Raw genomic sequence first — 22,292 nt, 5'->3', positions numbered from 1 at the left:
GAGGTATCGGCTCCTAGTTTATCAGAACGGCTTCCGGATTGTAAGCGGGAGGCGATCGAAAGGCATTGACAGGCGTTTCCCGTCCGCATAGTCTGGAAGGCGATGCCGACCGGAAATCTCGGACTTTATGTCCACGTCCCATTTTGTTCCGCCAAGTGCCGGTATTGCCATTTTTTCAGTGTCCCTTGGGATCCGGCGGCGGTCGAAACATGGAAAAAAGGAATCGCCCTAGAAGCGGAAGCGGCGGCCGTGGATGGATGCGTTTTCGATTCGCTTTATATTGGCGGGGGAACGCCGTCCCTCCTCTCCCCGGATGATCTGATCCATATGACCGACTCTCTCCGAAAGCGGTTGAATCTGCGGCTCGAGGAATTCACCCTCGAAGTCAATCCCGGCGCATTCGAATCCGGTCTGTTCCGAGGTTGGCGGAAGGCCGGGGTCACGCGTCTCAGCGTCGGCGTTCAATCTTTCGAGGACGGAATTCTCCGCCGGCTCGGCCGGACCGGATACCGTGCGGATGAGGCCGTTGTCTTTCTGGATGCGGCCCGCCGGGAAGGTTTCGCGGATATCGCCGTCGATCTGATCGCCGGGATTCCGGGAGAAACCCGGCTTACGGTCGAGCGGAATCTGGCGGCTTTGGACCGCTTGGGAATCGACCACGTCTCGGTCTATTTCCTGGAGGAACTCGAAGGACGGGATGCGGCGGCGGATCTCGTCCTGAGTCCGGACGAAGAGGACGGCGCCGTGCGAAGATTCGAGTCTCTTGCGGCCGGCCTGGAATCCCTGGGGATTGTCCGCTATGAAATCTCGAATTTCGCCCGTCCCGGCCGGGCCTGCCGCCACAATCTCAAGTACTGGCGTTATGAGCCCTTTCTGGGTCTTGGGCCGTCGGCCGCATCGCACGTCGGAAACGTGCGCTGGACGAATGTGTCATCGATCGAAAAGTGGAGCCGGGCTCTTGAAAAGGGTCAGGATCCGCGGGACGAGGTTCTGGAACTTTCCGGGGTGGAAAGCTTCCGGGAGGCTCTGGCCTTCGGCCTGCGGCTGGACGAGGGCCTGGACCCTGAAAAGCTCGGCCGGCGATTCGGAATTGCTGTCCAAGATACGATGACGGACACTGTGGAATCTCTCAGGAAGGAGGGGTCCCTGATTGTCGAAAACGGCCGATGGCGTATCCCCCGGGAGAGGATGCTCATCTCCAACACCATCCTCTCCTCCCTGATCTATTCATAAAAATGCCGATAGGTTTTCAATTTCCAGAGCCGTCCGATCAATCTTTCGGGTATCCGTTTTCTTTGGGTTTGCCGGGCGTGAATAGACCAGGGCTCCCTGATCTATTCATAAAAAGAAGGAGGACGACATGAGGCATAAGATGATGTCCAAGAGCATGACACCCCGGCAGGCGGCAAAGGCGGCGCTGACCGCTCTTCAAGCCGAGGCCGATCCCGTCAAGGCTGCCGGCGCATCCAGGTACTTCAAGGAGAAAGCGTCTTTTTACGGCGTTCCGTCACCCCGTGTCCGAGCCATTGCGGCGGATCTTTACCGAGATCTCAGGGGCCGTTGGACTTTCCCGGACGCCGTCGAACTCTGCGAAATCCTGTTCCCCAAGCCCGAGCTCGAGGCCAAGGGCGTGGCCGCCCTCGTTCTGTCCCGCTTCCGGAAAGAATTTCCGGAAAGCCTGTTCGACAGGATCAAGAGGTGGCTGGAAAAGAATTATCTGGACAATTGGGCCTCCGTCGATGTCTTTTGCACGGACGTTCTCGGTTTTCTCGTGGAGACCTACCCCGAATTGGAAAAGAAGATCCGGGCTTGGACGTCCCATCCGAATATATGGGTCAGGCGGGCCGCCGTCGTCGCCTTCATCAAACCGGCCAAGAAATCCCATTATGGAGACACGATCTACGGCATCGTCTCCGACCTTTTCGCCGATCGTGAGGATCTTATTCACAAAGCCTGCGGCTGGCTCCTCCGAGAAGCGGGAAAGTGCGATCAACACCGTCTGAAGACGTTTCTACTCCTCCACGGACCGGCCGTTCCCCGGACGACGCTGCGATATGCCATCGAAAGATTTCCCGAGCCTGAAAGGCGGCGGATTCTGGAAACCACGCGTTCCCGGCCGCTTTCGGTGAAAAGACACCCGGTTCGGTCGGGCCGCGACAAAGCCTGAATCTTTCCGGCGGTTTGCCCGCACCTGCCCCTTGTGTTAAGATGAAACGGCTCAGGGAGGAAGACCATGACAGCCGATAAAACCAAGGTCAGTTGTCCCGTATGCGGCACGACGAATTATTACCCGGCTGATGCCGGAGCCAAAAAAGTCGCCTGCGGCCGCTGCCGAAGTCCGCTTTCTCCTCCCGGCACGGTGCTCGAGCCGTCAGCCGACGGTGTCCTTGCGCTGATCGAGCGGTCCGGGCTTCCGGTTCTTCTGGATTTTCATTCGCCCTCCTGCGGACCCTGCCACATGATGAATCCGATTGTCGAGCGCCTGGCCCGGAGACGGGCCGGTGATATCGCCGTGGCCAAAGTCGATGTGGAGTCCCATTCGGAATTGGCCGGGCGATTCGGCGTTCAGGCCGTGCCCACCTTTTGCGTCTTTTTCAAGGGGATGGAACGGGGCCGGCACCAGGGCGCGGCCCGGGAAGAGGACTTTTCCCTATGGGTGGCCAAGCTGTCATGACGGACGGCAGAAAGACCCGTCGGTTCATCGAATTTGCGGCGGCCGTCCTTCTCTTGGCGCTGGGCGCATTTTTTATTCTTAAACCCGGCCGGAGCGTGGACCCCGTTGCTGCGGCCCGAGAAACCGCTCCCGCGGCCGAAAGCTATCCGGGCGTCGATCACGCCGAAGTCACGTTGCGCAATGCCATGGATGAGGACGTCAGTTACACGATCACGGAATACAAATCCGACGAAATTCCCCAAACGCTTCGTCTGGCCCCCGGGGAGGTGCGCCGCCATCCCGCTCCGGACCTTATGGTTGTCAAGTTTTTCCGGGACGGCGTTGAAGTCTGGCGCCTTCTGAGCCCGGGGCGTCCCTACTCCTTCCGATACAATGAAAAGGACCGGATCGATGTCTGGCTGGGCGCTCATGGGCAGACGGATGCCGTGGACCTGGCGCCTTTCGTGACCACACCCCGGGCCGTCGTCGAAAGAATGCTGGCGCTTGCCGACATTACGGAAGAAGATATCCTTTATGACCTGGGAAGCGGCGATGGGCGGATCGTCATTGCCGCGGCCGGAACCTACGGAGCCAGAGCCGTCGGCATCGACATCGATCCCGAGCGCATTCGTGAATCCGAGGAAAACGCCCGGGCCGCGGGCGTCGAAAAGCGGACCCAATTCATTCACGGCGATGCCCTGGCTCTCGATCTGTCCGAAGCCACGGTGGTGACGATGTATCTTCTTCCGGAATCGAACGCGCTCCTCCGCCCCAAACTCGAAAAGGAATTATCCCCGGGAGCCCGTGTCGTATCCCACAATTACCGGATGCCCGGCTGGGAGGACAACAAAATCGCCGAGGAAACGATCGCCGACAGCACGGGCAAGGAGCACAAAATCTTCGTCTACCGGCGTTAACGCCGCGCCGTTCTAATTTCTCAAGTATCCTTTACGGTGATGGATGGTGAAGTCCCGTCCCGGAACCCTGGCTTCGATCGTCCGAAACGATCCTGCGGGCGCCGGATCCGACGGCCTGTAATAGAGAAGATAGTAGTCTTCAAACGCCTGTGACGTGCTTTTAAAGGAGACCGCCGGGTTCTGGGACATGTCGGACAGGCCGCCCGTCGTCCGGGCGATGTCGCTGAAGATCGAAAAAATGTCTTCGGACTGTTCTCTCATCGTGGCCCCGAAAATGTACTGGGCTTCCTTGTTCATGAAAATGAAATTCAGGCTCAGCCCGGCATCGGAAAAGGCCTGAGACACGCGCCGGCTGTTAAAAGGGGCTTCCCGGCGATAATAGCTGAAGAGATCCTGCAGGTCGCTGAGAATGTTCGGCTGGTCCTGGTACATGCTCATCATCTGGTTCATGGCCTGGGGGCTGATTTCCGGCCGGAATTCCCGCTGATAAAAGAAAAAGACGATCTTTTGTCCCGGAAGAGTCCGGAGCGAAGAGGCGAAGCCGAGCATTTTGTTCTCATCCACCAGACGGATGTTTTCCAGTTTCATGAGATTCTGCTTGTAGCGGTCGATCTGCATCTCGAGTCCGAAAGCGCCGCCCGCGAAGGCGTCGCCCTCCATGTCGGGATTGGGCACGCCCGAATCCCCGCCGATCGAGCGGACCAGCCGCCTCAAGTCCTTAAGAATGTCTCGGTAGTCGCCGCCGCCTCTCTGGATGTCCTTGCGAAGAATTTGTTGCATCTCCTTGGACAGGCTTTCGGCGGGTTTCTTGACCAGAGCCTCCTCGTTCAGGGAGTAGACCTTCATGGGGGTCATGAGAGTCATGGTGTCTCCGGGACGGAGGATGTTCTTGAAAAGATGATCCACGGCTTCGGCGAATTTCGAATCGTAGTCCACGCTCTGGAAAAGCAGATAGAAATGACGGCCGACGGCGGGCTCGAACGGTTGAATTTCCCAGCGTTTGATGATGTTCTGCCCCCGCACAAGGTAGAGGGCTTCAATCTTTTGGGGCTTTCCCTCTTCAAGGATCTCGAAATCCTCAAGCGTCAAGGTGTCGACGAATCGGTCGCCGTCATGAACCCTGACGGCGATGTCCACGGCGGACGTTTCCTGGGCGAAAACGTTTCCCGAAAAAACAAGAAGAAGACAGCAAAGGATGATTTTCATCTCGTGACCTCCCAAAATAATCCCTTTCTCGATTTCTCTTTTATGCATGAATTGTGCCATATCCTCCCATCCTTTTTCCTGAGGAAGGGATGTCCATTTCCAATGACATGTAAAAATCCATTACAAACACCATATTCTTATACGTCGAAAAGCAGGATTTCGTTACCGGATTGCCTGGTAGGATTCCAGAGTCATCAAAAACAGGTGAGAAGGAATGCCGAAGAGGGGACTCGAACCCCTACGAGCGGTTAAATGCTCACTAGCCCCTCAAGCTAGCGTGTCTGCCAATTCCACCACTTCGGCATGGGCAAGCCTGGGACGCCGTCCCTATTCGATATCGCCGTTTCCGGTCGTCTCCGAATCCTCTTTTTTCTCCGGGGGGACCGTTCCCGGTTTTTCCGCTTCATCCGCCTCGCCGGCCGGTTTTTCGGTTTCGACGGCGGCGGGCGTTTCCTTGGGGGCGGGTTCGCCGCTGATAACGGACCGAGTTCCCGCGGCCGATATGATCCACAAACCCAAAGATGTCATCATGAAAAGCACGGCGCAGGCGGTTGTGATCCTGCTTAGGAGAGAAGCTGCGCCTCTCGGTCCGAAGGCCGCCTGACTTCCGCCTCCGCCGAACGCGCCCGCCAAGTCGGCGGATTTTCCGGACTGAAGAAGAACAGAGAGAATCAGGATCAGCGAAACAATGACATGGATGGTAATGACGATGGTGCTCACTTTTTGTCCTTACCGGTTCGGATGGCTTCCGATGCGATCCCGATGAAGGATTCCGCCTCCAGGGAAGCCCCTCCGACCAAAAATCCGTCGATATTCGACTCCATAAACAACGACGCTGCGTTGGACGGTTTCACAGAACCGCCGTAGAGAATTATAGCACAATCGGCCGCCGCGGCGCCATATTTTTCTTCGATCCACTCCCGTATCCGGGCATGGACTTTTTCCGCCTGATCCGGTTCGGCCGTCAGGCCGGTCCCGATGGCCCAAATCGGTTCGTAGGCGATAATCACTGAAACCATGTCCGCGGCGTCGATTTCATGAAGACCGGCCTCCAACTGCGATTCCACACGGGAAAGAGATTCGCCCCGCTCCCACTCCTTGAGGGATTCTCCGACACAGACAATGGGGGACAGACCGTGGCGGAGAGCGGCCCGGATCTTTCTATTGACGTCGGCATCTGTTTCTCGGGCATATTGACGCCTCTCGGAATGGCCGATGATGACATGGCTGCATCCCAGGTCGCGAACCATGGCCGCGGAAATCTCGCCGGTGAAGGCCCCGGCGTCCTCCCAGAAGATATCCTGGGCGCCGACCATGACCCGGGTGTCGGCGACGGCTTTTTTGACCTGGTCCAACGCGGTAAAGGGCGGGAAGACCGCCAGCGCCGCCTCCTCGACATCGCCGCTCATCTGGGCGATCTGGGAGGCCAGGCGGCGGGCGCCGCTGACCAGGTTGTTCATCTTCCAGTTTCCGGCAATAAAGGGTTTCCTTTTCATGGGCGGTCCTCCTTTTCCAGGGCCTCGATGCCCGGGAGGGTCTCGTAGGCCAGAAATTCGAGCGAGGCTCCTCCGCCGGTGGAGATGTGGGAAATGCGGCCGGCGACCCCGGCCTTGTGAACGGCGGCCACGGAATCTCCGCCGCCGACGATGGAGAGGGCCGGGGATGCGGCCACAGCTTCGGCCACGGCTGTTGTGCCGCGGGAAAATGCTTCCGTTTCGAAAACACCCATGGGCCCGTTCCAGAAGATGGTTTTGGCTCCGGCCAGAGCCTCGGCATAGGCGGCTGATGTTCGGGGTCCGATGTCGACGCCCATCATATCGCCCGGGAAGGGGAAGCCTTCCGCGATCCGGGTTTCTCCGCTGCCGTCGATGGAGGTCGAAAGGACGTGGTCTTCAGGGAGGCGGAAGTCGGCACGGTGGTTTTCGGCTTTGCGCAGGATATCCAAGGCGATGTCTTTCTGTGCGTCCTCGGCTAGAGAGCGTCCGACGTCCCGTCCCAGAGCCTTGAAGAAGGTGTAGGCCATGGCCCCGCCGACGAGGATGCGGTCGGCCCGGGTGACGATTTTTTCGAGAACCGGAATTTTATCCGAGACCTTGGCGCCGCCCAGGACGGCGACATAAGGTTTCTCGGGAGATAAGGCGACTTTACGGAGATATTCAACCTCCTTGTGAAGCAGGAATCCGGCCGCCTTGTCCGAAACGAATTCCGCCAAAGCTTTGACCGAAGCGTGAGCGCGGTGGCAGGCGCCGAATGCGTCATTGACGTAAATGTCGATATCCTCGGCCAGACGACGGGCGAAATCCGGATCGTCGGCCGTCTCTTCCTTGTGGAATCTCAGATTTTCGAGGACCAGGACTTCTCCGTCGCCGAGGTTCTTTTTCCCGCGGGCGGCATCCTCGCCGATGACGTCGGCGGCTTGAACAACCTTGTTGGGGATGAGTTCGGCCAGTCGCGCCGAGGCTGGTTTGAGACTCATCTTCGGATTGACGATTCCCTTGGGCCGTCCCAAATGGGAGGCGACGACGAGCTTGGCGCCCTTGTCCAGGAGGAACGTGATCGTCGGCAATGACGCCCGAATCCGGGTGTCGTCCCGGACGACGCCGTTGTCATCCAGAGGGACATTGAAATCCACGCGGAGAAAAACGCGCCGCCCCTTGACGTCCAGGTTCTCCAGGGATTTCACGGCCGGTTCACCGGGACACGAATTTGGCCAGATCGACCAGGCGGCAGGAATAGCCCCACTCGTTGTCGTACCAGGCCAGGACCTTGACCAGATTGCCGGAGATGACCTTGGTCGACAGGCCGTCGACGATTCCGGACCGAGGGTCGGACATGAAGTCGACGGAGACAAGGGGCTCATCCGTGAATCCGAGGATGCCTTTGAGATCGCCCTCGGCGGCCTTCCGGAAAGCGGCATTGATCGCTTCGGCTTCGGCGGGTTTTCCGAGAACGGCCACCAGGTCGACGAGGGAGACATTGGGGGTCGGGACGCGGATGGCCATGCCGTCGATTTTCCCCTTGAGGTCGGGAAGAACCAGTCCCACGGCCTTGGCGGCGCCCGTCGTCGTCGGGATCTGGGAGACGGCGGCGGCGCGGGCCCGGCGGAGGTCCTTGTGCGGAGCGTCGAGAATCTTCTGATCGTTGGTGTAGGCGTGGATCGTCGTCATGAAGCCCTTCTCGATGCCGAAATTTTCGTGAAGAACCTTGGCCACCGGGGCCAGGCAGTTCGTCGTGCAGGAGGCGTTGGAAATGACATGATGTTGGGCGGGATCGTAGGCGGCGTCATTGACGCCCAGAACCAGGGTGATATCGGGCTCGGTGGCCGGGGCCGAGATCAGAACCTTCTTGGCTCCGCCGATCTCGATGTGCTTGACGGCGTCGGGACGCTTGGTGAAAAGGCCGGTGGATTCGACGACCACGGTGACGCCGAATTCTTTCCACGGAAGTCCCGAGACATCTCTTTGGGCCAGAACCTTGATTTTTTTTCCGTTGACGATGATCGTGTCGCCTTCGGCGGCGACTTCACCCTTGAAGGTTCCGAGGACGGAGTCGTATTTCAGAAGGTGGGCCAGAGTCTTGGCGTCCGTGATGTCGTTGACGGCCGCGTACTCGACGGCGGGGTCATCGATGGATGCCCGCAGCATATTCCGGCCGATGCGGCCGAACCCGTTGATGCCGATTCGAATGCTCATGAAAAAAACCTCCTCAAATCTTATGTTTTTAGAGATGAATGCGTGTAAGTTCTTTGTATCACAATTGCCCGCGGCATTCAAGGCGTGCTAGAATTCGGGCGAGGTGAATCCATGAAAATCCTGACGTCCGCCGAAATGCGGGAGGTCGATCGAAAGGCCATCGAAGAGATCGGCATCCCCGGGGTTGTCCTCATGGAAAACGCCGGAATCCGGACCGCAGCCGCCATCGCCGACGCCTATCCCGAATGCGACGGCGGCGAGGTCCTGATTGCCGCGGGAAAGGGCAACAACGGCGGCGACGGCTTTGTCATCGCCCGCCAATTGGCCATCGAGGGTTGGCGGCCCCGGATCCTGCTCTTTGCCGGAAAAGACGAAATTCGGGGAGATGCGGCCGTGAATTTGGCCGTTTCCGTGCGCATGGGACTTCCAATCGAAGAGATCCGAACAGTCGCCGATATCAAGCGGGCGGCAAGGCGCCTTCAGGAAGCGCCGCTCATTGTGGACGCTCTTTTCGGGACCGGGCTCACAAAGCCTCTTGAAGGCTTCTACGCCGAGGCCGTCGCTGCCATCAATCGTTCTCCGGCCCCTGTCGTCGCCGTCGATATCCCTTCCGGGCTATCCTCGGACACCTTCGAAATCATCGGTCCATGTGTCGAGGCCGACCTCACGGTTTGCCTGGCCGCCCCCAAGATCGCCCACGTCTTTCCACCCGCAGAAGATTGTGTCGGGAAGCTCCGCATCGTGGATATCGGCATGCCTCCGGCGCTTCTGGACGACCCGGCGCACCGGCTGGGACTTGTCGAAATCGAAGGCCTCCTGCCCTTTTTTGACAGGCGGAAGCCGGACACCCACAAGGGCACCTACGGCCACCTTTTGATTGTGGCCGGCTCGCGCGGAAAAACCGGCGCCGCCGTCCTGGCCGGCAAGGCCGCTCTGAAGTCGGGCGCCGGTCTTGTGACCGTGGCTGTGCCTGAGAGTTGTCTGCCGATCGTTGCCCGAGCCTCGAGCGAACTCATGACGGAGGCTCTTCCGGAAACGCCCAAGGGCACGATCGCCCGGGAGGCCCTGCCTGTCGTCCGCAATCTTCTTAAGGGGAAGAACGCGCTTCTTCTCGGACCCGGGCTTTCGACCGACCCGTCGACTGTGGAATTTGTCAGGTATCTTCTCCCCGAGATCAAGATCCCGATCGTTGTCGATGCCGACGGGCTGAATATCATCGCCTCGCACAGAGAAGTCCTCGATGTTCTGAAGGCGCCCTGCGTTCTGACGCCGCATCCGGGGGAGTTCTCCCGGCTGACCGGCCTTTCGATTCCCGACGTTCTATCCCGCCGCCTGGAGCTCGCTCCCGGCTTCTCGCGGACACATGGTCTTCACCTTGTCCTCAAGGGATACCGGACGCTTGTCGCCGACCCCGAAGGCCGGATATTCGTCAATCCGTCGGGGAACCCGGGTATGGCCACGGGCGGAACGGGGGATGTCCTGGCCGCGATGATCGCCGCCTTTTTGATGCCGAAAGCCGCCCTCACACCCGCCGTTACGGCCGCCGTCTTCGCTCACGGCATGAGCGGCGACCTGGCTGCGGAGTCCGTATCCCAGAGGGCTCTGACGGCGGGCGACATCATCCGGTTTCTGCCCCGGACTCTAAGAGAACTGGAGGGCGATTGATTCCTTCCGGAATCTTCACCACCCGTTCGGAAGAGGAGACGTTCCAACTGGGCCGGGATCTGGCCCGGGGTTTCCAGGGTGCAGAGACCGTTCTTCTTGTCGGGGATCTCGGAGCCGGCAAGACGGTTTTCGCCAAGGGCATCGCTGCAGGTCTCGAGATCGATGAGGAATCGGGAGTCTGCAGTCCGACCTACACGCTCACCAATATCCATCAGGGCCGTTATCCCCTCTATCACATCGACCTCTACCGGCTGGAAGCGGCGGAGGAAATCGCCGACCTCGGCTGGGAGGATTTTATCGGAAGGGCCGTCGTCGTCATTGAGTGGGCGGAAAAACTGTCTTTCCCGATCGAAGGAATCCGGGTCACGATCGAAGTGGAGGAGAACGACACCCGGCGCATCTCCATAGCCTGACTTACGGCTGGGATGTCCGTATGGCGGCCAGAAACTCCTGCGCCGCGGTGCGGACATCGGGGGCTCCCCAGACGGCTGAAATGACGGCTGCGCCGTCGGCGCCGGCCTGCATGATTGCGGCGACGTTCGCGGCATTCAATCCGCCGATGGCGATGACGGGGATGCCGACCGCGGCCTTGACGCGGGCCACACCCTCGGGTCCGAGAACGGGAAGAGGGGTGTCCTTGGTCGTTGTGGCGAAGACGGGACCGAGGCCGACATAGTCCGCGCCGAGCCTTTCGGCCTCCCGAGCCTCATCAATCGTATTGACGGACAGGCCGATCACGGCGTCCGGTCCCAGGATTTTGCGGGCCGCTTCAATGGGGAGGTCATCGCGTCCGAGATGGACGCCCGCAGCGCTGCAGGCTCGGGCCACATCTGCGCGGTCGTTGATAATGAGGGGGATGCCGTGCGGTTCCAGCAGGGATGCGGCCGTCGATGCCAGGGTGAACAGATCTCCGCCCTCGATGTTTTTTCCCCGGATCTGGATCGCGGTCACGCCGCCTTCAACGGCGTCCTCGATGGCTTGGAGAAAATCCCGGCCGCGCCGGAAAGCCGTGTCGGCGACAAGATAGAATGTCCAATCGATCCTTTTCATGGCAGCTCCCGCCGATTATAACAACCTCACCCTTCACGGGCAATCCCGATTCCGGTTGACAGGCGGACAACGTTTGTCTTTTAATGGCCCGGAGGGGAGGAGACAATGAAAATCTGGCTCGAAAAAACCTTCCAACTGAAAGCCAACGGAACGTCGCTGCGGACCGAATTCATCGGCGGGACAACCACCTTCATGACCATGTCCTACATCATCTTCGTCCAGCCGGCCATCCTGTCACTGGCCGGAATGGACAAGGGGGCGGTCATGACGGCGACCTGTCTTTCGAGCGCTCTGGCCACGCTTCTGGTCGGTCTTCTGGCCAAATACCCCATCGCCCAAGCCCCGGCCATGGGCCACAACATTTTTTTTGCCGTGATCGTCTGCGGGTCGATGGGTTACACCTGGCAGGTGGCCCTGGGCGCGAATTTCCTCTCCGGAGTCCTTTTTCTTGTCCTGGCCCTCTTCGGGGTATGGGGCCGCGCCGTCGACGCCGTGCCCGGAGCCCTCAAATACGGAATCGCCGTCGGGATCGGCCTTTTGATCGCCCTTGTCGGCCTTCAGTACGGAGGCGTCGTCGTCGATGCGGAAGGCGTGCTGGTCGGGCTCGGCGATCTCACCAGCCGCCCCGTTCTGCTGGTTCTCTTCGGACTTGCGTTCACGTCGGTGCTCATGGTGCTTCGGATACCGGGGGCCATCCTGCTGGGCATTCTCGCCACGGCCCTGGCCGGTGTGCCTCTTGGCATCGTCAAGTATCACGGCCTTGTCGCACCGGTGCCGAGTCTTGCGCCGACGTTCCTCAAGCTGGATATCGCCGGAGCTTTTCAATCGGGACTATTTGCCGTGATTTTCGTCTTCTTTTTCCTCGACGTCTTCGATACGATGGGCACGCTGATCGGTGTCGGCGGTTCGGGCGGATTTCTGAAAAACGGGAAGATGCCCCGGGCGAACACCATCATGACGGCCGACGCCGTGGGGACGGTCTCCGGCGTCATGCTGGGCACCTCCACGATCACGTCCTATATCGAAAGCGTCACGGGCGTCGCCCAGGGGGCGAGAACAGGATTGGCCAATGTCTTTACGGCATTGTTTTTCCTGGTTGCGCTTTTCTTCAGCCCTCTGGCCGAGATGATCAGCGGTTCCTACATCTGGAACGGGTCGACTCTCCATCCGGTCATCGCGCCGCCGCTCATCCTTGTCGGCTGCATGATGATGCGATGCGTGACCCGCATCGACTGGGAGGACCTGACAGAGGCCATTCCGGCCTTTCTGGCGATCGTGATCATGCCGCTCACGGTCAGCATCACGGAGGGCATCGCCTTCGGATTCATCTCCTATTCACTTTTGAAGCTTGCAGCGGGAAAGGGGCGGCAGGTTCACTGGATCATCCACCTGTTTTCGGCGCTGTTCATTCTGAGATATATTCTGGCTTGAACCGTCGCGAAAAATCGGCCGCCGTAACCGAACCCTTCACTGCGGACGAAGGATTGGATATGTCGGGTGGCGGCGATCAGTCGATATGCCGGTGGAAAATCTTGCCGACGATCTTCCAGCCTTCCTCAAACTTGTAAAAGGACAGGTAGTCGGTTTCCGGCCGGTTACAGCGGCCAGAAATGGAGAATCAAGGGGACGCCGATGAGCACAATGAGAATTTCGAGCGGCAATCCCATCCTCCAGTAATCGCTGAATTTGTATCCGCCGGGCCCCATCACGAGGGTATTCGACTGGTGTCCGATCGGTGTCAGAAAGGCACAGGACCCGCCCACGGCGACCGCCATAAGAAAAGGGTCGATGGAGACATCGAGACTCCGGGCGATACTGATGCTGATCGGAGCCATGAGGACAACCGTGGCCGCATTGTTGATCACATCGGAGAGAAACATCGTGGCGATGAGCACGAAGGCCAGCACGGCCCATACGGGAAAACGGCTTCCGGCCGCCAGGACCTGATCGGCGAGGAGCCGGGCGCCTCCGGTCGTCTCCAGAGCCTCTCCCACCGGAATCATGGCTCCGAGGAGGACGATGACCGGCCAGTCGATGCTCGTGTAGACGTCCCGGAGCGGCAGGACGCCGGAAATCATGAAACACACGGCTGCGAGAGGGAAGGCGATCGAGACCGGAAACACGCTTGCCACGACGGAAGCAATGGCCGATCCGAAAATCCCGAGACCAAGAAGGATCTTGCGTGGTTGCCCGATTTTGAGACCGCGTTCGGCCAGGGGCAGGCAGCCCATCGCCGTGATGGCATCATTCAGGTTCGCGGTTCTTCCCTGCAGAAGGAGAACGTCTCCCGCTTTGAATATGACGTTGTCGATGCGTTGCCGCATTTTTTTTTCCTGGCGGGCGATGGCCAGGAGATTCAATCCGTAACGGGAGCGCATGGACAATCCGGCCGCACTATATCCGACAAGCGGCGAATTGGGCCGGATGACCGATTCGGCGACGGCGATATCCTTTGAGCCGACGGCATCCTTGCGGAATTGCTTTCCGCCGACAAGTTTCACCCCGCTTTTATTCACGAAAGTTTTCAGGTCCTCGGAGTCGGTTTCGAGTATCAGGATGTCGTGCGTTTTCAGGATTTCTTCCGGATCAGGGGCATGGACCCTCCTCCGCTGCCGGATCAGCCCGAGAATCTTGATGTCGGCGTCCGTCAGTTTCTGGATCTCTTTGACCGCCTGCCCTTTGAGTTTGGAATCTTTGGTGACCCGCACCTCGGTGATATAGTCCTCGATTTTGAATAACTCTTCCGGCGACGTTTCCCCACGCCTTTTGGGAAGTAAACGCCATCCGACAAGGGCAATGAAGACGATGCCGGCTGCGGCGACGCCGGCGCCGACCGGGCTGAAATCGAACATGCCGAAAGCGGAGCCGGTTTCTTCTCCCCGGAACGTGGCGATGATGATATTGGGAGGGGTTCCGATCAGTGTCGTCATTCCTCCCAGGAGCGAACCGAATGCGATGGGCATGAGAATGAAAGACGGGGGATTGCCGCTTTTTCGGGCGAGAAAGAGGGCCACGGGCATCAGGATCGCAAGAGCGCCGACATTGTTCATGAAGGCCGAGGCGACGGCGACGACGACGGTGAGCACGAAAATCTGCATGATGAGGTTTTTCCCGGCCTTCAACATCCATGATGCAAGGACGTCGATCAGGCCGGAATTGGTCAGGGCCCGGCTGATAACAAGCACGGCTGCGACGGTCACGACGGCCGGATGGGCGAAGCCCATGAAGGCCTGACCTTTGGGAATGATGCCGGCAAGGATCAAAATGAACAGGGCGATCAGAGCCGTAACGTCATGCCGGGTTTTTCCCGAGGCAAAAAGCAGGAGGGCGAGGCCGAGGGTCAGGAAGACGACGATTTGATCCATATTTATTTAGAGTGGGGTGAGTGAGGGGTCTCGAACCCCCAACCTCCGGATCCACAGTCCGGTGCTCTAACCGGTTGAGCTACACCCACCGCCGTATGGGAGCCTCATTCTCGCATCCTTGCCCCGGGTTGTCAATACGAGCGGGTCCTGGTGTGATAACCAAGCAATAATGTCCCCTCAGGGAAAGAGGCGGACATGAAGGAGATTATGAGGTTCTCGAGCAGGTTTTGCGGAGAATGTTGTTGCTGAAGGAAGTGACGCCGATGTTGAAGGTCTGTTACCGCAGGGCAATCGATTGTTGAGAAACTTCCGGAGAGATGGGCCGAAAAGACCGGCTCATCGGCGAAAGGACCGGGCGATCGGACTTCGAAGTCGAAGACGGCCGGGCGAGATCGACGGTCAAACCTCCGACAATCCATCGTCTCGGCATGGGGATGTTTCCGAAATCCCGGTATTCGGCATTCAGGAGGTTCGTGGCTCCGATATAGAACTCGAAGCCGTTTCCTCGCCAGGAGAGACGCCCATCGACGATCACATGTCCCGGGTATCCCCGTCTCTCCTCGTAGCGGACTTTCCAACTCTGCCGGATTCCGTAAGCCGCCTGAAAATCAAGAGCCAGAATGAATTGATGCTTGAGGTGGTCGAGCGCGTACTTCGATTCATAAGGCCCGTCATATCCCGAAGCGTCGAGACGGCGATTCCTTCTTTCCCGATCTCCCCTCCGATCGCCGTCCGGCCGAGTTTCGAATCGAAGCTCACCTGAATTTCCATTCCGCCGGTATGCGTTGTATGGGTGTTTCTGTACCATGCCGGGTTGTTTCGGTCGAGGACGAACTCGTCCGCGTTCCATCTTGCATAGACCTTCGGAACGACGGTCAGGCCGCTTCTCCCGAATTCGCCCGAGGACTGGAGAAAAGTCGTTCGGGTTCGCTCCCACTGCATCGGAAACCGGTCGGAATAGAACCCGTTGGCGCCGAAGGCCTTGTCCGTATGACCGCCGAAGACGGAAATTTCGCCGCCGGCTGCGGGCAGGGATGCGCGATACGACAGGGTGGTGATATCGAAATCCGTGTTTTCGCGGTAGCCGTCCGACCGCTTCCGGCTGAAGGACAGACCATGGCCGGAAGCGCCCAGCGGGACGGCAAGGGAAACGTCTCCGCCGATAAAACCGTTCTGGCCGAATGCGGCCCCGACCCGGCTTCTCGTCTCCCGGTCCTTGCGGGTGATGATATTGACAGCGCCGCCGAAGGCGTTCGGGCCGAAGAGGCGCGATCCGGAGCCCTTGAGGATTTCGACCCGCTCGACATCGTCCAGCGTCAGGGGAAGGATGGCGCTGTGATGCCCCGTCTGGGGATCGCCGATCTTGACGCCGTCGACGAGAACGAGAGTCTGTTCGAACGTCCCGCCGCGCAGGCTCAGGTCGGCCTGGACGCCGAAAGGCCCGCGTTGCCTGACGTCAACGCCGAGCGCATATTCGAGAAGTTCGGGAACGCTGCGAACCGGAGCGGTCTCGATCACCGCGCGATCGATGACGATGACCGAACGGGCGGCTTCGGAGAAAACGGATGGGGTCCGCGCCGCCGTTACGACGATCTCCTCGTGGATTTCGCTCTCCTGGCCGGCGCCGGGCGGGGGAAACCCGGAGAGAAGCCAGAGCAGGGCCAATGCGCGACGCATGGCTCTCAATCTCACGAACATCCAACCTCCTGATTAAAAAGCGGTTTCGACCCGATTTTCGGGTTGCGCGGCTGAGCCTGAGCGAAACCGCGAAGTTTCCGAAAATGCGTATGATAGAGATTTTCTCCGCCCGGGGCAAGAACCGGTTTTTCGTGTCTCACGGCGGGCATTTCCCGCAGATCGATCGGAAGAGCGTCGTGCTGAGATAGCGGTCGCCGCGGTCGGGGAGGATGACGGCGATGGTTCCGGAGCGCATGTCCCGGGCGAGTTCGAGGGCGGCGGACAGGGCGGCCCCGCTCGACATGCCGGCGAAAATTCCCTCCCGCAGTACGAGCGACCGGGCGGTGCCGTAGGCGTCCTCGTCGTTGACCGTCAGGCGAAGGTCGAGCAGACTTTCGTTGAAGATCGCCGGGACCTCGGCCTCCTCCATGTTCTTCAATCCCTGGATCGCGTGCCCCTTTTCCGGCTCGACGCCGATGATGCGGGTTCCGGACTTGTTATCCTTGAAAAACTCGGCCAGTCCCATGATCGTTCCCGTCGTTCCCAACCCGGCGACGACCGCGTCGATCTCTCCACCGCTTTGCGAGAGAAGCTCCGGCCCCGTCGTTTCGCGGTGGGCGCGGACGTTTTCGCCGTTGGCGAACTGGTTCAGCAGGCAATATTCCGCCGGACGGCGTTCCATGAGCTCCCGGGCCCGGCGGATGGCTCCGTCCGTCCCGGATTCCGCGGGAGTCAACTCGACTTCGGCGCCGAAGGCCTCGAGAATGCGGATCCGTTCCAGGCTGGCGCAGGCCGGAATGACGAGCTTGACCCGGTAGCCCCGGGCCGCCCCGATCATGGCCAGGGCGATTCCGGTGTTGCCCGACGTCGCTTCCAGGAGGGTCTGCGATCCGGCCGGCCGTCCCGCTTTTTCGGCGGCGCGGATCATGTAGAGGGCGGCGCGGTCCTTGATCGAGCCGCCGGGATTGTGCCCTTCCAGCTTGGCCATAATGCGGACCCGGTTCTTCCGGGGGTTGAGATGTCGCAACTCCACGAGAGGGGTGTTGCCGATGGTTTCCAAGATGTGCATGGTTTTTGTCTCCCTGAATTTTTTTCAATACAAATCCCTTGGAGAAAACGAGAGTGGAGAAAGCGGCGGGTGTCAGGCGGAGCGGTCCGCCCGACAGCAGGACAGATAACGGTTGTTCTGAAGCAGGAGATACCATCTTCTCTTCGGGCCGTTCATGATTTCTTCATAGCAGAAGGCGGGGGTTCCGTCAAGAGCCAAACCGAGCGGCACCCTAACCATGGTTGACTTCGACTCAGGAATGACTATACTGGGGCCATGAGTTGGAGAGAGATGGTCCCGCCGGATGAGCGGTCGCGGTCTGTCTTCAACGCCAACCGGAACATGAATCGGGCGGTCCGCCCCGCCCGATAAGTCCTTTCCCGCTCTTCCCCCATTTTCCAGCCGACGAATCTATTCTGAAGGAGAAAACTCATGGTCCGGAATCTCATCATTCCCCGCGGCTACCGATCGCATCTCGATCCCCTCGAGACCGAGGTCGCCATTAAAAGCATCAAGGATGTCTTCCAAACCGAATTGGCCCGCGCTCTGAACTTGAGACGTATCACGGCCCCTCTGCTGGTCAAGTCGGGGCGGGGCGTTAACGACGACCTCAACGGAACGGCGGGACCCGTGTCCTTTCCGGTCAAGGACCTGAACGGCGCCGGCGTCGAAATCGTACAGTCCCTGGCCAAGTGGAAGAGGATGGCCCTGGCCCAGCTGGGCCTTCGGCCGGGCGAAGGCCTTTACACCGATATGAACGCCGTCCGGCCCGGCGAAACCCTCGACAACCTGCACTCCCTGTACGTCGACCAATGGGACTGGGAACGGATCATCTCCCGCGACGAAAGAAACCTGGAATTCCTCGCCGGCATTGTGAAAAGAATCCATGCCGTTTTGAGAAAAATGGAGGTTTTCGTCCACAGCCTTTACCCCGGCCTCGAACCCTGTCTTCCCCCCGAAATCCGGTTCGTCCACTCCGCGGAGTTGGAAGCGGAATACCCGGACCTCACGCCCCGGGAAAGGGAGAATGCGGTCTGCCGGGAGGCCGGCGCGGTCTTTATCCTCGGCATCGGCGCGCCTTTGAGACAAGGGCAGCCCCACGACGGACGGGCGCCCGATTACGATGACTGGACGACGCCCACGGAGAGAGGGCCGGGCTTGAACGGGGATATTCTCTTCTGGTATCCATTGTTGGAGACCGCCATGGAAATCTCTTCCATGGGCATCCGTGTGGACGGGGAGGCGCTCGACATCCAGCTTGAAATGACCGGAACCGCCTCGAGGAAGAGTCTTCTTTTCCACAGGCTCCTCCTGGACGGAAAGCTGCCTCTTTCCGTGGGCGGCGGCATCGGGCAGTCGCGGCTCTGCATGTTTTTCTTGAAAAAAGCGCACATCGGAGAGGTTCAGGCCGGCCTCTGGCCGGACGACATGGCCGAGGCGTGCCGGAAAAACAACATGTTTCTCTTTTAATTGAAAATGTGAGCCCATCGTCTTCTTCCGATCCTGCTCAAGTTCCGGAGTTCTTGAGGGAGGGGAGGACGCCGGAACGCATCGGATGCCCGCCGGAGCGAGGCCCGGGACAAGTCCGCAAGCAAGATAGGCTCTTCAGGTCGCTCTTTATTGCCCGCGCTTGAAGAGGACATCGACGATCTCGCCGTCCTTGAACAGCCGGGTGTCTCCGAAGTGGCTCGGCCGCGGGTTTTTCAGAAGGTACAGGCTTCTTTCGATGATGTATTCGAAGTTCTGCTCGATGGTGATGTTCCGGGTCTGGGTATAGATCTGTTTCAAGATGTCCAATTGCCGTTGCAGTTTCATGCCGGAATCGGATTTTTTATAGGGTTCCGACAGGGCGGGGGCGTCCTTGTCTTCGTTTTCCAGATCCTCCGTGACCTGTTCGAATGTCGTCGCGGCGGTTTTGTCTTTCTTGCCGCCCAGGACATCGTCGTACAACAGGACCGGGACATTATTGCAGCCGGCCAGGTGCATCTTTTCTGAATTCAGCAGGCAGCCGAGATTGACGATGCGGATCCCGGAGGAAACGTATTGCACGATGTTTTCCACGAAAGGCTTGACGGCCTTTTGATAGGATTCCTTGGTCTCGTTGAACATGTTCAGAACGAAAAAGGCCCGAAAATACTTGACGGTGTTGGCGATGACCTGAACCACCCGGGGGTTGTTCAGCTCCGCGGCCAGCCAGACCAGGAAGTCGTCCAGGTTGTTGAAATCGAGGTCGTAGACGTCCTCGACCTTGTCGATGAGGGTGTTGATCCGGTAATAGAAATCGGAGCCCGTGCCGATCTCATCGAAAATCGGAGAATGGAAGGAAAAGATGTGTCTCAGTTTTTTGAAAAGAACGGCCTTGACGAGATCGGAGGCCGTCATGGTGGCGGCGGTCAGGTGGGGTGTGAAGATCAGGATTCCCGTGTTGGAAAAAGGGAGAAAGTCGACGACGTTTTCATCCAGTCCGGCTTTCAGATCCAGGACCACATATTTGGCCGAGAGGCCGTTGATGGCGTCGATCAGGTGATGCCGGCGGCTTTTGTCGAGGTTGGCGATTTCCTCGATCATCCGCCGGGGACCGGCGACAAAACCGAAGTTGGGAAACCGGCCTTTGGGATCCATTCTCTGATCCAGGGGGGTCACGCAGTCATCGAGACGATGGCCTTTGCGGAAGAAATGATACAAATCCCGTTGAATCGGAATGTCCAGAGAGTTGCGGATGCTGGATGTTCCGGTATCCAGATCCACAAGGATCGTTTTTCCATACCGGGAGAGGCTCAGAGCGTAATTGATGGCGAAGGTGGTTTTGCCCACGCCGCCTTTGCCCGATGATATGGTGATGATGCGCATGGTCGTTTCAACCCTCTGTCTTTAAGCCCACATTTTATCCCTGTTTAGGAAATTGTCAAACTTGCAACCACACCGGAATTGATGAAATGTCTTTTCGCGGAATCCTGCGGTGGGGCCTCCGCCGTTTCCGAGTTCCGAAATCAGCCGGAGGCCGAGGATGACTCCGGCTCCCGGCGGCAGAGGCGGAGGAATGCACCGACTTTTTTCGCCCCTCCCGCATTGTAAAGCTCGAGGAGGCGGCTTCCGATGACGACGGCGTCGGCCTTGTTGCGGAGGGCCCGGACATGCTCCGGCCGGGAAATTCCGAACCCGGCCGCAACGGGCGGGCCGGAGACTTCCCGGACGCGGCCGAGGAAATCCAGACCCGCTTTCCCGATCCGGAGCCGGGCTCCCGTCGTTCCCGTGCGGAGCGTGACGTAGGCGAAGCCCGATGTGCCGGCGAGAATCCGCCGCATCCGTTCTTCCTGCATGCCCGGCGAAAGCACCGGGATCCAGGCCGTTCCGTATCGGCGGAAGAGTCCGGGCCAATCCCCGCCGGCCTCGTCGAAAGCCAGGTCCGGGATGATCACTCCGGCCGCGCCCGCCTCCGCACACGCGGACGCGAATCTTTCGAAACCCATCCGGTGGGGGATATTGGCATAGGTCATCACGAGGAGAGGCGCCGCCGTGTTTTGTGTCAATCGCCGCACCATGGCAAAGACGTCCTTCGGCCGGACGCCGCGCGCCAGCGCGGCCCGATTGGCGGCCGTGATGACCGGTCCGTCGGCGAGCGGATCGGTGAACGGGATTTGGATTTCGACAAGATCCGCGCCGTTTTCGACCATCGTCTCGACGGTCTTCCGGCTCTCGTCGAGGTCCGGATAACCGGCCACGACATGGGTCATCAAGAGGGGTTTCGGCCGGCGGAGGAAGGTCCCGGCGATGTCATTCGGCACGGTCCGCCTCGTCTTTCAGAAATGCGAGCCAATTTCCGCGGTCCAGGGCGCGGGCGGCGATGAACAGGTCCTTGTCGCCCCGGCCCGAAATGTTGATGACCATGACCCGCGACCGCGGCAGATCCGCGGCCGCCTTGACGCCGTAGGCGACGGCATGGGCGGATTCGAGGGCGGGAATGATCCCCTCCTCGGCGGCGAGCAGGCGGTATCCTTCGAGCGCCTCCCGGTCCGTGACGGCGACGAATTCGACCCGTTTCCGGTCGTGAAGATCGGCCAGCTCCGGGGAGATCCCCGCGTAGTCCAGGCCGGCGCTTACGGAGTGGGTGGGGAGGATCTGGCCGTCCCGGTCCTGGAGAAAATAGGACAGGTAACCTTGGACGATGCCGGGACGTCCGTGAGCGCCGAAGCGCACGGCATGATCCCCCGGACGGCTTCCGCGCCCCCCGGCCTCGACTCCGACGCACCGGACTTTCCCGTTCCTGAGGAAAGGATGAAAAAGCCCGAGGGAATTGGATCCCCCGCCCACGCAGGCGACGAGGATGTCGGGCCGGGAGATCCGCAGGGCCGCAAGCTGCCGCTTGACCTCGCGTCCGATAACGGACTGGAATTCCCGGACCATCCGGGGATAGGGATGGGGGCCGAGGGCCGAGCCGAGAAGATAGTGCGTCGTGTCCAGATGCTCGATCCAATCCTTCAAGGCGGCGGTGACGGCGTCCTTGAGCGTCCGCGAACCGTCGCGGACGGGGACGATCTCGGCGCCCATGATTTCCATGGCGAAGACGTTCGGGCGCTGGCGGCGCATGTCGATCTCTCCCATGAAGACCGTGCACCGAAGGCCGAAGCGGGCCGCGCCCGCCGCGACGGCCAAGCCGTGCTGGCCGGCCCCGGTTTCGGCGATGATTCGCGTCTTTCCCATCCGGCGGGCCAGGAGGATTTGCCCCAGGACATTGTTGATTTTGTGCGCACCTGTATGGGCCAAGCATTCCATTTTCAAGTAAATCCGACAACCCCCGGCCTTGCGGGTGAGATTTTCGGCGAAGGCGAGCGGCGTGGGGCGCCCGGCGAAATCCCTCCGGATGCGCGCGAGTTCGCGCTTGAATCCGGGATTGTTCCGCAGGCTGAGGTAGGCTTCCTCCAACTCTTCGAGTGCGGGAACGAGCATTTCGGGGACGAACCGTCCTCCGTACCTGCCGAAGAAGCGGCTCCGGGCCCGGGGTCTTGTGATTCGCATGAT

21 protein-coding genes and 2 tRNA genes are annotated in these 22,292 nt (G+C 59.7%); 8 read left to right on the top strand and 15 right to left on the bottom strand.

Annotated features, from left to right (window positions below; genetic code table 11):
• Positions 1-102: 102 nt before the first annotated feature.
• From hemW to SCM96_02165, 4 genes are all read left to right on the top strand, one after another.
• Positions 103-1,233, top strand: coding sequence for a radical SAM family heme chaperone HemW (hemW, locus tag SCM96_02180; GenBank protein MDW7759427.1), 1,131 nt, complete (start codon positions 103-105; stop codon positions 1,231-1,233).
• A gap of 127 nt (positions 1,234-1,360) precedes the next feature.
• Positions 1,361-2,167 (top strand): DNA alkylation repair protein, encoded by an 807-nt coding sequence (locus tag SCM96_02175; protein MDW7759426.1) that lies wholly within the window; start codon positions 1,361-1,363, stop codon positions 2,165-2,167.
• A 66-nt stretch (positions 2,168-2,233) separates the two neighbouring features.
• Positions 2,234-2,674, top strand: a complete 441-nt coding sequence (locus SCM96_02170) for a thioredoxin family protein (protein MDW7759425.1) — start codon at positions 2,234-2,236, stop codon at positions 2,672-2,674.
• The gene (locus SCM96_02165) at positions 2,671-3,570 is read left to right on the top strand and encodes a class I SAM-dependent methyltransferase (protein ID MDW7759424.1); all 900 of its coding nucleotides are present in this window, start codon (positions 2,671-2,673) and stop codon (positions 3,568-3,570) included. Before SCM96_02170 ends, SCM96_02165 begins: the two co-directional genes overlap by 4 nt.
• A 12-nt stretch (positions 3,571-3,582) precedes the next feature.
• On the opposite strand, the gene SCM96_02160 is transcribed toward SCM96_02165, so the two are convergent.
• From SCM96_02160 to gap, 6 genes are all read right to left on the bottom strand, one after another.
• Complete coding sequence (locus tag SCM96_02160; protein MDW7759423.1) at positions 3,583-4,776, bottom strand: VWA domain-containing protein; 1,194 nt, start codon at positions 4,774-4,776, stop codon at positions 3,583-3,585.
• A 215-nt stretch (positions 4,777-4,991) separates the two neighbouring features.
• Positions 4,992-5,079 (bottom strand) — tRNA-Leu (locus tag SCM96_02155).
• Positions 5,080-5,103: 24 nt separating this feature from the next.
• Positions 5,104-5,496, bottom strand: a complete 393-nt coding sequence (gene secG / locus SCM96_02150) for a preprotein translocase subunit SecG (GenBank protein ID MDW7759422.1) — start codon at positions 5,494-5,496, stop codon at positions 5,104-5,106.
• The gene (gene tpiA / locus SCM96_02145; GenBank protein MDW7759421.1) at positions 5,493-6,272 is read right to left on the bottom strand and encodes a triose-phosphate isomerase; all 780 of its coding nucleotides are present in this window, start codon (positions 6,270-6,272) and stop codon (positions 5,493-5,495) included. Before tpiA ends, secG begins: the two co-directional genes overlap by 4 nt.
• The gene (locus SCM96_02140; GenBank protein ID MDW7759420.1) at positions 6,269-7,459 is read right to left on the bottom strand and encodes a phosphoglycerate kinase; all 1,191 of its coding nucleotides are present in this window, start codon (positions 7,457-7,459) and stop codon (positions 6,269-6,271) included. The genes tpiA and SCM96_02140 overlap by 4 nt, the downstream gene beginning before the upstream one ends.
• Before the next feature lie 7 nt (positions 7,460-7,466).
• The gene (gene gap, locus SCM96_02135) at positions 7,467-8,468 is read right to left on the bottom strand and encodes a type I glyceraldehyde-3-phosphate dehydrogenase (protein MDW7759419.1); all 1,002 of its coding nucleotides are present in this window, start codon (positions 8,466-8,468) and stop codon (positions 7,467-7,469) included.
• A 111-nt stretch (positions 8,469-8,579) separates the two neighbouring features.
• Between gap and SCM96_02130 the strand changes: the two genes are divergently transcribed.
• Positions 8,580-10,133, top strand: a complete 1,554-nt coding sequence (locus SCM96_02130) for an NAD(P)H-hydrate dehydratase (protein MDW7759418.1) — start codon at positions 8,580-8,582, stop codon at positions 10,131-10,133.
• Entirely contained in the window at positions 10,130-10,546 is a 417-nt protein-coding gene (gene tsaE, locus SCM96_02125) for a tRNA (adenosine(37)-N6)-threonylcarbamoyltransferase complex ATPase subunit type 1 TsaE (GenBank protein ID MDW7759417.1), read from the top strand. The genes SCM96_02130 and tsaE overlap by 4 nt, the downstream gene beginning before the upstream one ends.
• Before the next feature lies 1 nt (position 10,547).
• Here the strand turns inward: tsaE and thiE are convergent, their stop codons facing one another.
• Complete coding sequence (gene thiE, locus SCM96_02120; protein MDW7759416.1) at positions 10,548-11,183, bottom strand: thiamine phosphate synthase; 636 nt, start codon at positions 11,181-11,183, stop codon at positions 10,548-10,550.
• A gap of 105 nt (positions 11,184-11,288) precedes the next feature.
• Here thiE and SCM96_02115 point away from each other — a divergent pair, with 105 nt between their 5' ends.
• The gene (locus SCM96_02115; protein MDW7759415.1) at positions 11,289-12,614 is read left to right on the top strand and encodes an NCS2 family permease; all 1,326 of its coding nucleotides are present in this window, start codon (positions 11,289-11,291) and stop codon (positions 12,612-12,614) included.
• A 164-nt stretch (positions 12,615-12,778) separates the two neighbouring features.
• Here SCM96_02115 and SCM96_02110 read toward each other — a convergent pair whose 3' ends face one another.
• From SCM96_02110 to SCM96_02090, 5 genes are all read right to left on the bottom strand, one after another.
• Complete coding sequence (locus SCM96_02110) at positions 12,779-14,548, bottom strand: SLC13 family permease (protein MDW7759414.1); 1,770 nt, start codon at positions 14,546-14,548, stop codon at positions 12,779-12,781.
• Between the two features lie 12 nt (positions 14,549-14,560).
• Positions 14,561-14,637, bottom strand: a tRNA-His gene (locus SCM96_02105).
• A 188-nt stretch (positions 14,638-14,825) separates the two neighbouring features.
• The gene (locus SCM96_02100; protein ID MDW7759413.1) at positions 14,826-15,083 is read right to left on the bottom strand and encodes a hypothetical protein; all 258 of its coding nucleotides are present in this window, start codon (positions 15,081-15,083) and stop codon (positions 14,826-14,828) included.
• Entirely contained in the window at positions 15,080-16,246 is a 1,167-nt protein-coding gene (locus SCM96_02095) for a TonB-dependent receptor plug domain-containing protein (GenBank protein MDW7759412.1), read from the bottom strand. The genes SCM96_02100 and SCM96_02095 overlap by 4 nt, the downstream gene beginning before the upstream one ends.
• Positions 16,247-16,382: 136 nt before the next feature.
• Positions 16,383-17,294, bottom strand: coding sequence for a cysteine synthase family protein (locus tag SCM96_02090; protein ID MDW7759411.1), 912 nt, complete (start codon positions 17,292-17,294; stop codon positions 16,383-16,385).
• Positions 17,295-17,705: 411 nt separating this feature from the next.
• On the opposite strand from SCM96_02090, the gene asnA reads away from it, so the two are divergent.
• Positions 17,706-18,743, top strand: coding sequence for an aspartate--ammonia ligase (asnA, locus tag SCM96_02085; protein MDW7759410.1), 1,038 nt, complete (start codon positions 17,706-17,708; stop codon positions 18,741-18,743).
• A 147-nt stretch (positions 18,744-18,890) separates the two neighbouring features.
• Here asnA and SCM96_02080 read toward each other — a convergent pair whose 3' ends face one another.
• From SCM96_02080 to trpB, 3 genes are all read right to left on the bottom strand, one after another.
• Positions 18,891-20,123: an AAA family ATPase gene (locus tag SCM96_02080; GenBank protein MDW7759409.1), complete on the bottom strand. Its 1,233-nt coding sequence runs from the start codon at positions 20,121-20,123 to the stop codon at positions 18,891-18,893.
• A gap of 140 nt (positions 20,124-20,263) precedes the next feature.
• Positions 20,264-21,058, bottom strand: coding sequence for a tryptophan synthase subunit alpha (gene trpA / locus SCM96_02075; GenBank protein ID MDW7759408.1), 795 nt, complete (start codon positions 21,056-21,058; stop codon positions 20,264-20,266).
• Positions 21,048-22,289, bottom strand: coding sequence for a tryptophan synthase subunit beta (gene trpB / locus SCM96_02070; protein MDW7759407.1), 1,242 nt, complete (start codon positions 22,287-22,289; stop codon positions 21,048-21,050). The genes trpA and trpB overlap by 11 nt, the downstream gene beginning before the upstream one ends.
• Positions 22,290-22,292 lie beyond the last annotated feature (3 nt).

The sequence above is a fragment of the Acidobacteriota bacterium genome, from assembly GCA_033549365.1.
Lineage (GTDB): Bacteria > Acidobacteriota > Aminicenantia > Aminicenantales > Saccharicenantaceae > JAWSUF01.
This window is presented reverse-complemented; position numbering and strand designations above follow the sequence as displayed.

Bases quoted from the DNA above. Each gene is read 5' to 3' on its own strand.
- hemW (MDW7759427.1), top strand. From the start codon at position 103: ATGCCGACCGGAAATCTCGGACTTTATGTCCACGTCCCATTTTGTTCC.
- SCM96_02175 (MDW7759426.1), top strand. From the start codon at position 1,361: ATGAGGCATAAGATGATGTCCAAGAGCATGACACCCCGGCAGGCGGCA.
- SCM96_02170 (MDW7759425.1), top strand. From the start codon at position 2,234: ATGACAGCCGATAAAACCAAGGTCAGTTGTCCCGTATGCGGCACGACG.
- SCM96_02165 (MDW7759424.1), top strand. From the start codon at position 2,671: ATGACGGACGGCAGAAAGACCCGTCGGTTCATCGAATTTGCGGCGGCC.
- SCM96_02160 (MDW7759423.1), bottom strand. From the start codon at position 4,776: ATGAAAATCATCCTTTGCTGTCTTCTTCTTGTTTTTTCGGGAAACGTT.
- tpiA (MDW7759421.1), bottom strand. From the start codon at position 6,272: ATGAAAAGGAAACCCTTTATTGCCGGAAACTGGAAGATGAACAACCTG.
- gap (MDW7759419.1), bottom strand. From the start codon at position 8,468: ATGAGCATTCGAATCGGCATCAACGGGTTCGGCCGCATCGGCCGGAAT.
- SCM96_02130 (MDW7759418.1), top strand. From the start codon at position 8,580: ATGAAAATCCTGACGTCCGCCGAAATGCGGGAGGTCGATCGAAAGGCC.
- thiE (MDW7759416.1), bottom strand. From the start codon at position 11,183: ATGAAAAGGATCGATTGGACATTCTATCTTGTCGCCGACACGGCTTTC.
- SCM96_02115 (MDW7759415.1), top strand. From the start codon at position 11,289: ATGAAAATCTGGCTCGAAAAAACCTTCCAACTGAAAGCCAACGGAACG.
- SCM96_02110 (MDW7759414.1), bottom strand. From the start codon at position 14,548: ATGGATCAAATCGTCGTCTTCCTGACCCTCGGCCTCGCCCTCCTGCTT.
- SCM96_02095 (MDW7759412.1), bottom strand. From the start codon at position 16,246: ATGTTCGTGAGATTGAGAGCCATGCGTCGCGCATTGGCCCTGCTCTGG.
- SCM96_02090 (MDW7759411.1), bottom strand. From the start codon at position 17,294: ATGCACATCTTGGAAACCATCGGCAACACCCCTCTCGTGGAGTTGCGA.
- asnA (MDW7759410.1), top strand. From the start codon at position 17,706: ATGGTCCGGAATCTCATCATTCCCCGCGGCTACCGATCGCATCTCGAT.
- SCM96_02080 (MDW7759409.1), bottom strand. From the start codon at position 20,123: ATGCGCATCATCACCATATCATCGGGCAAAGGCGGCGTGGGCAAAACC.
- trpB (MDW7759407.1), bottom strand. From the start codon at position 22,289: ATGCGAATCACAAGACCCCGGGCCCGGAGCCGCTTCTTCGGCAGGTAC.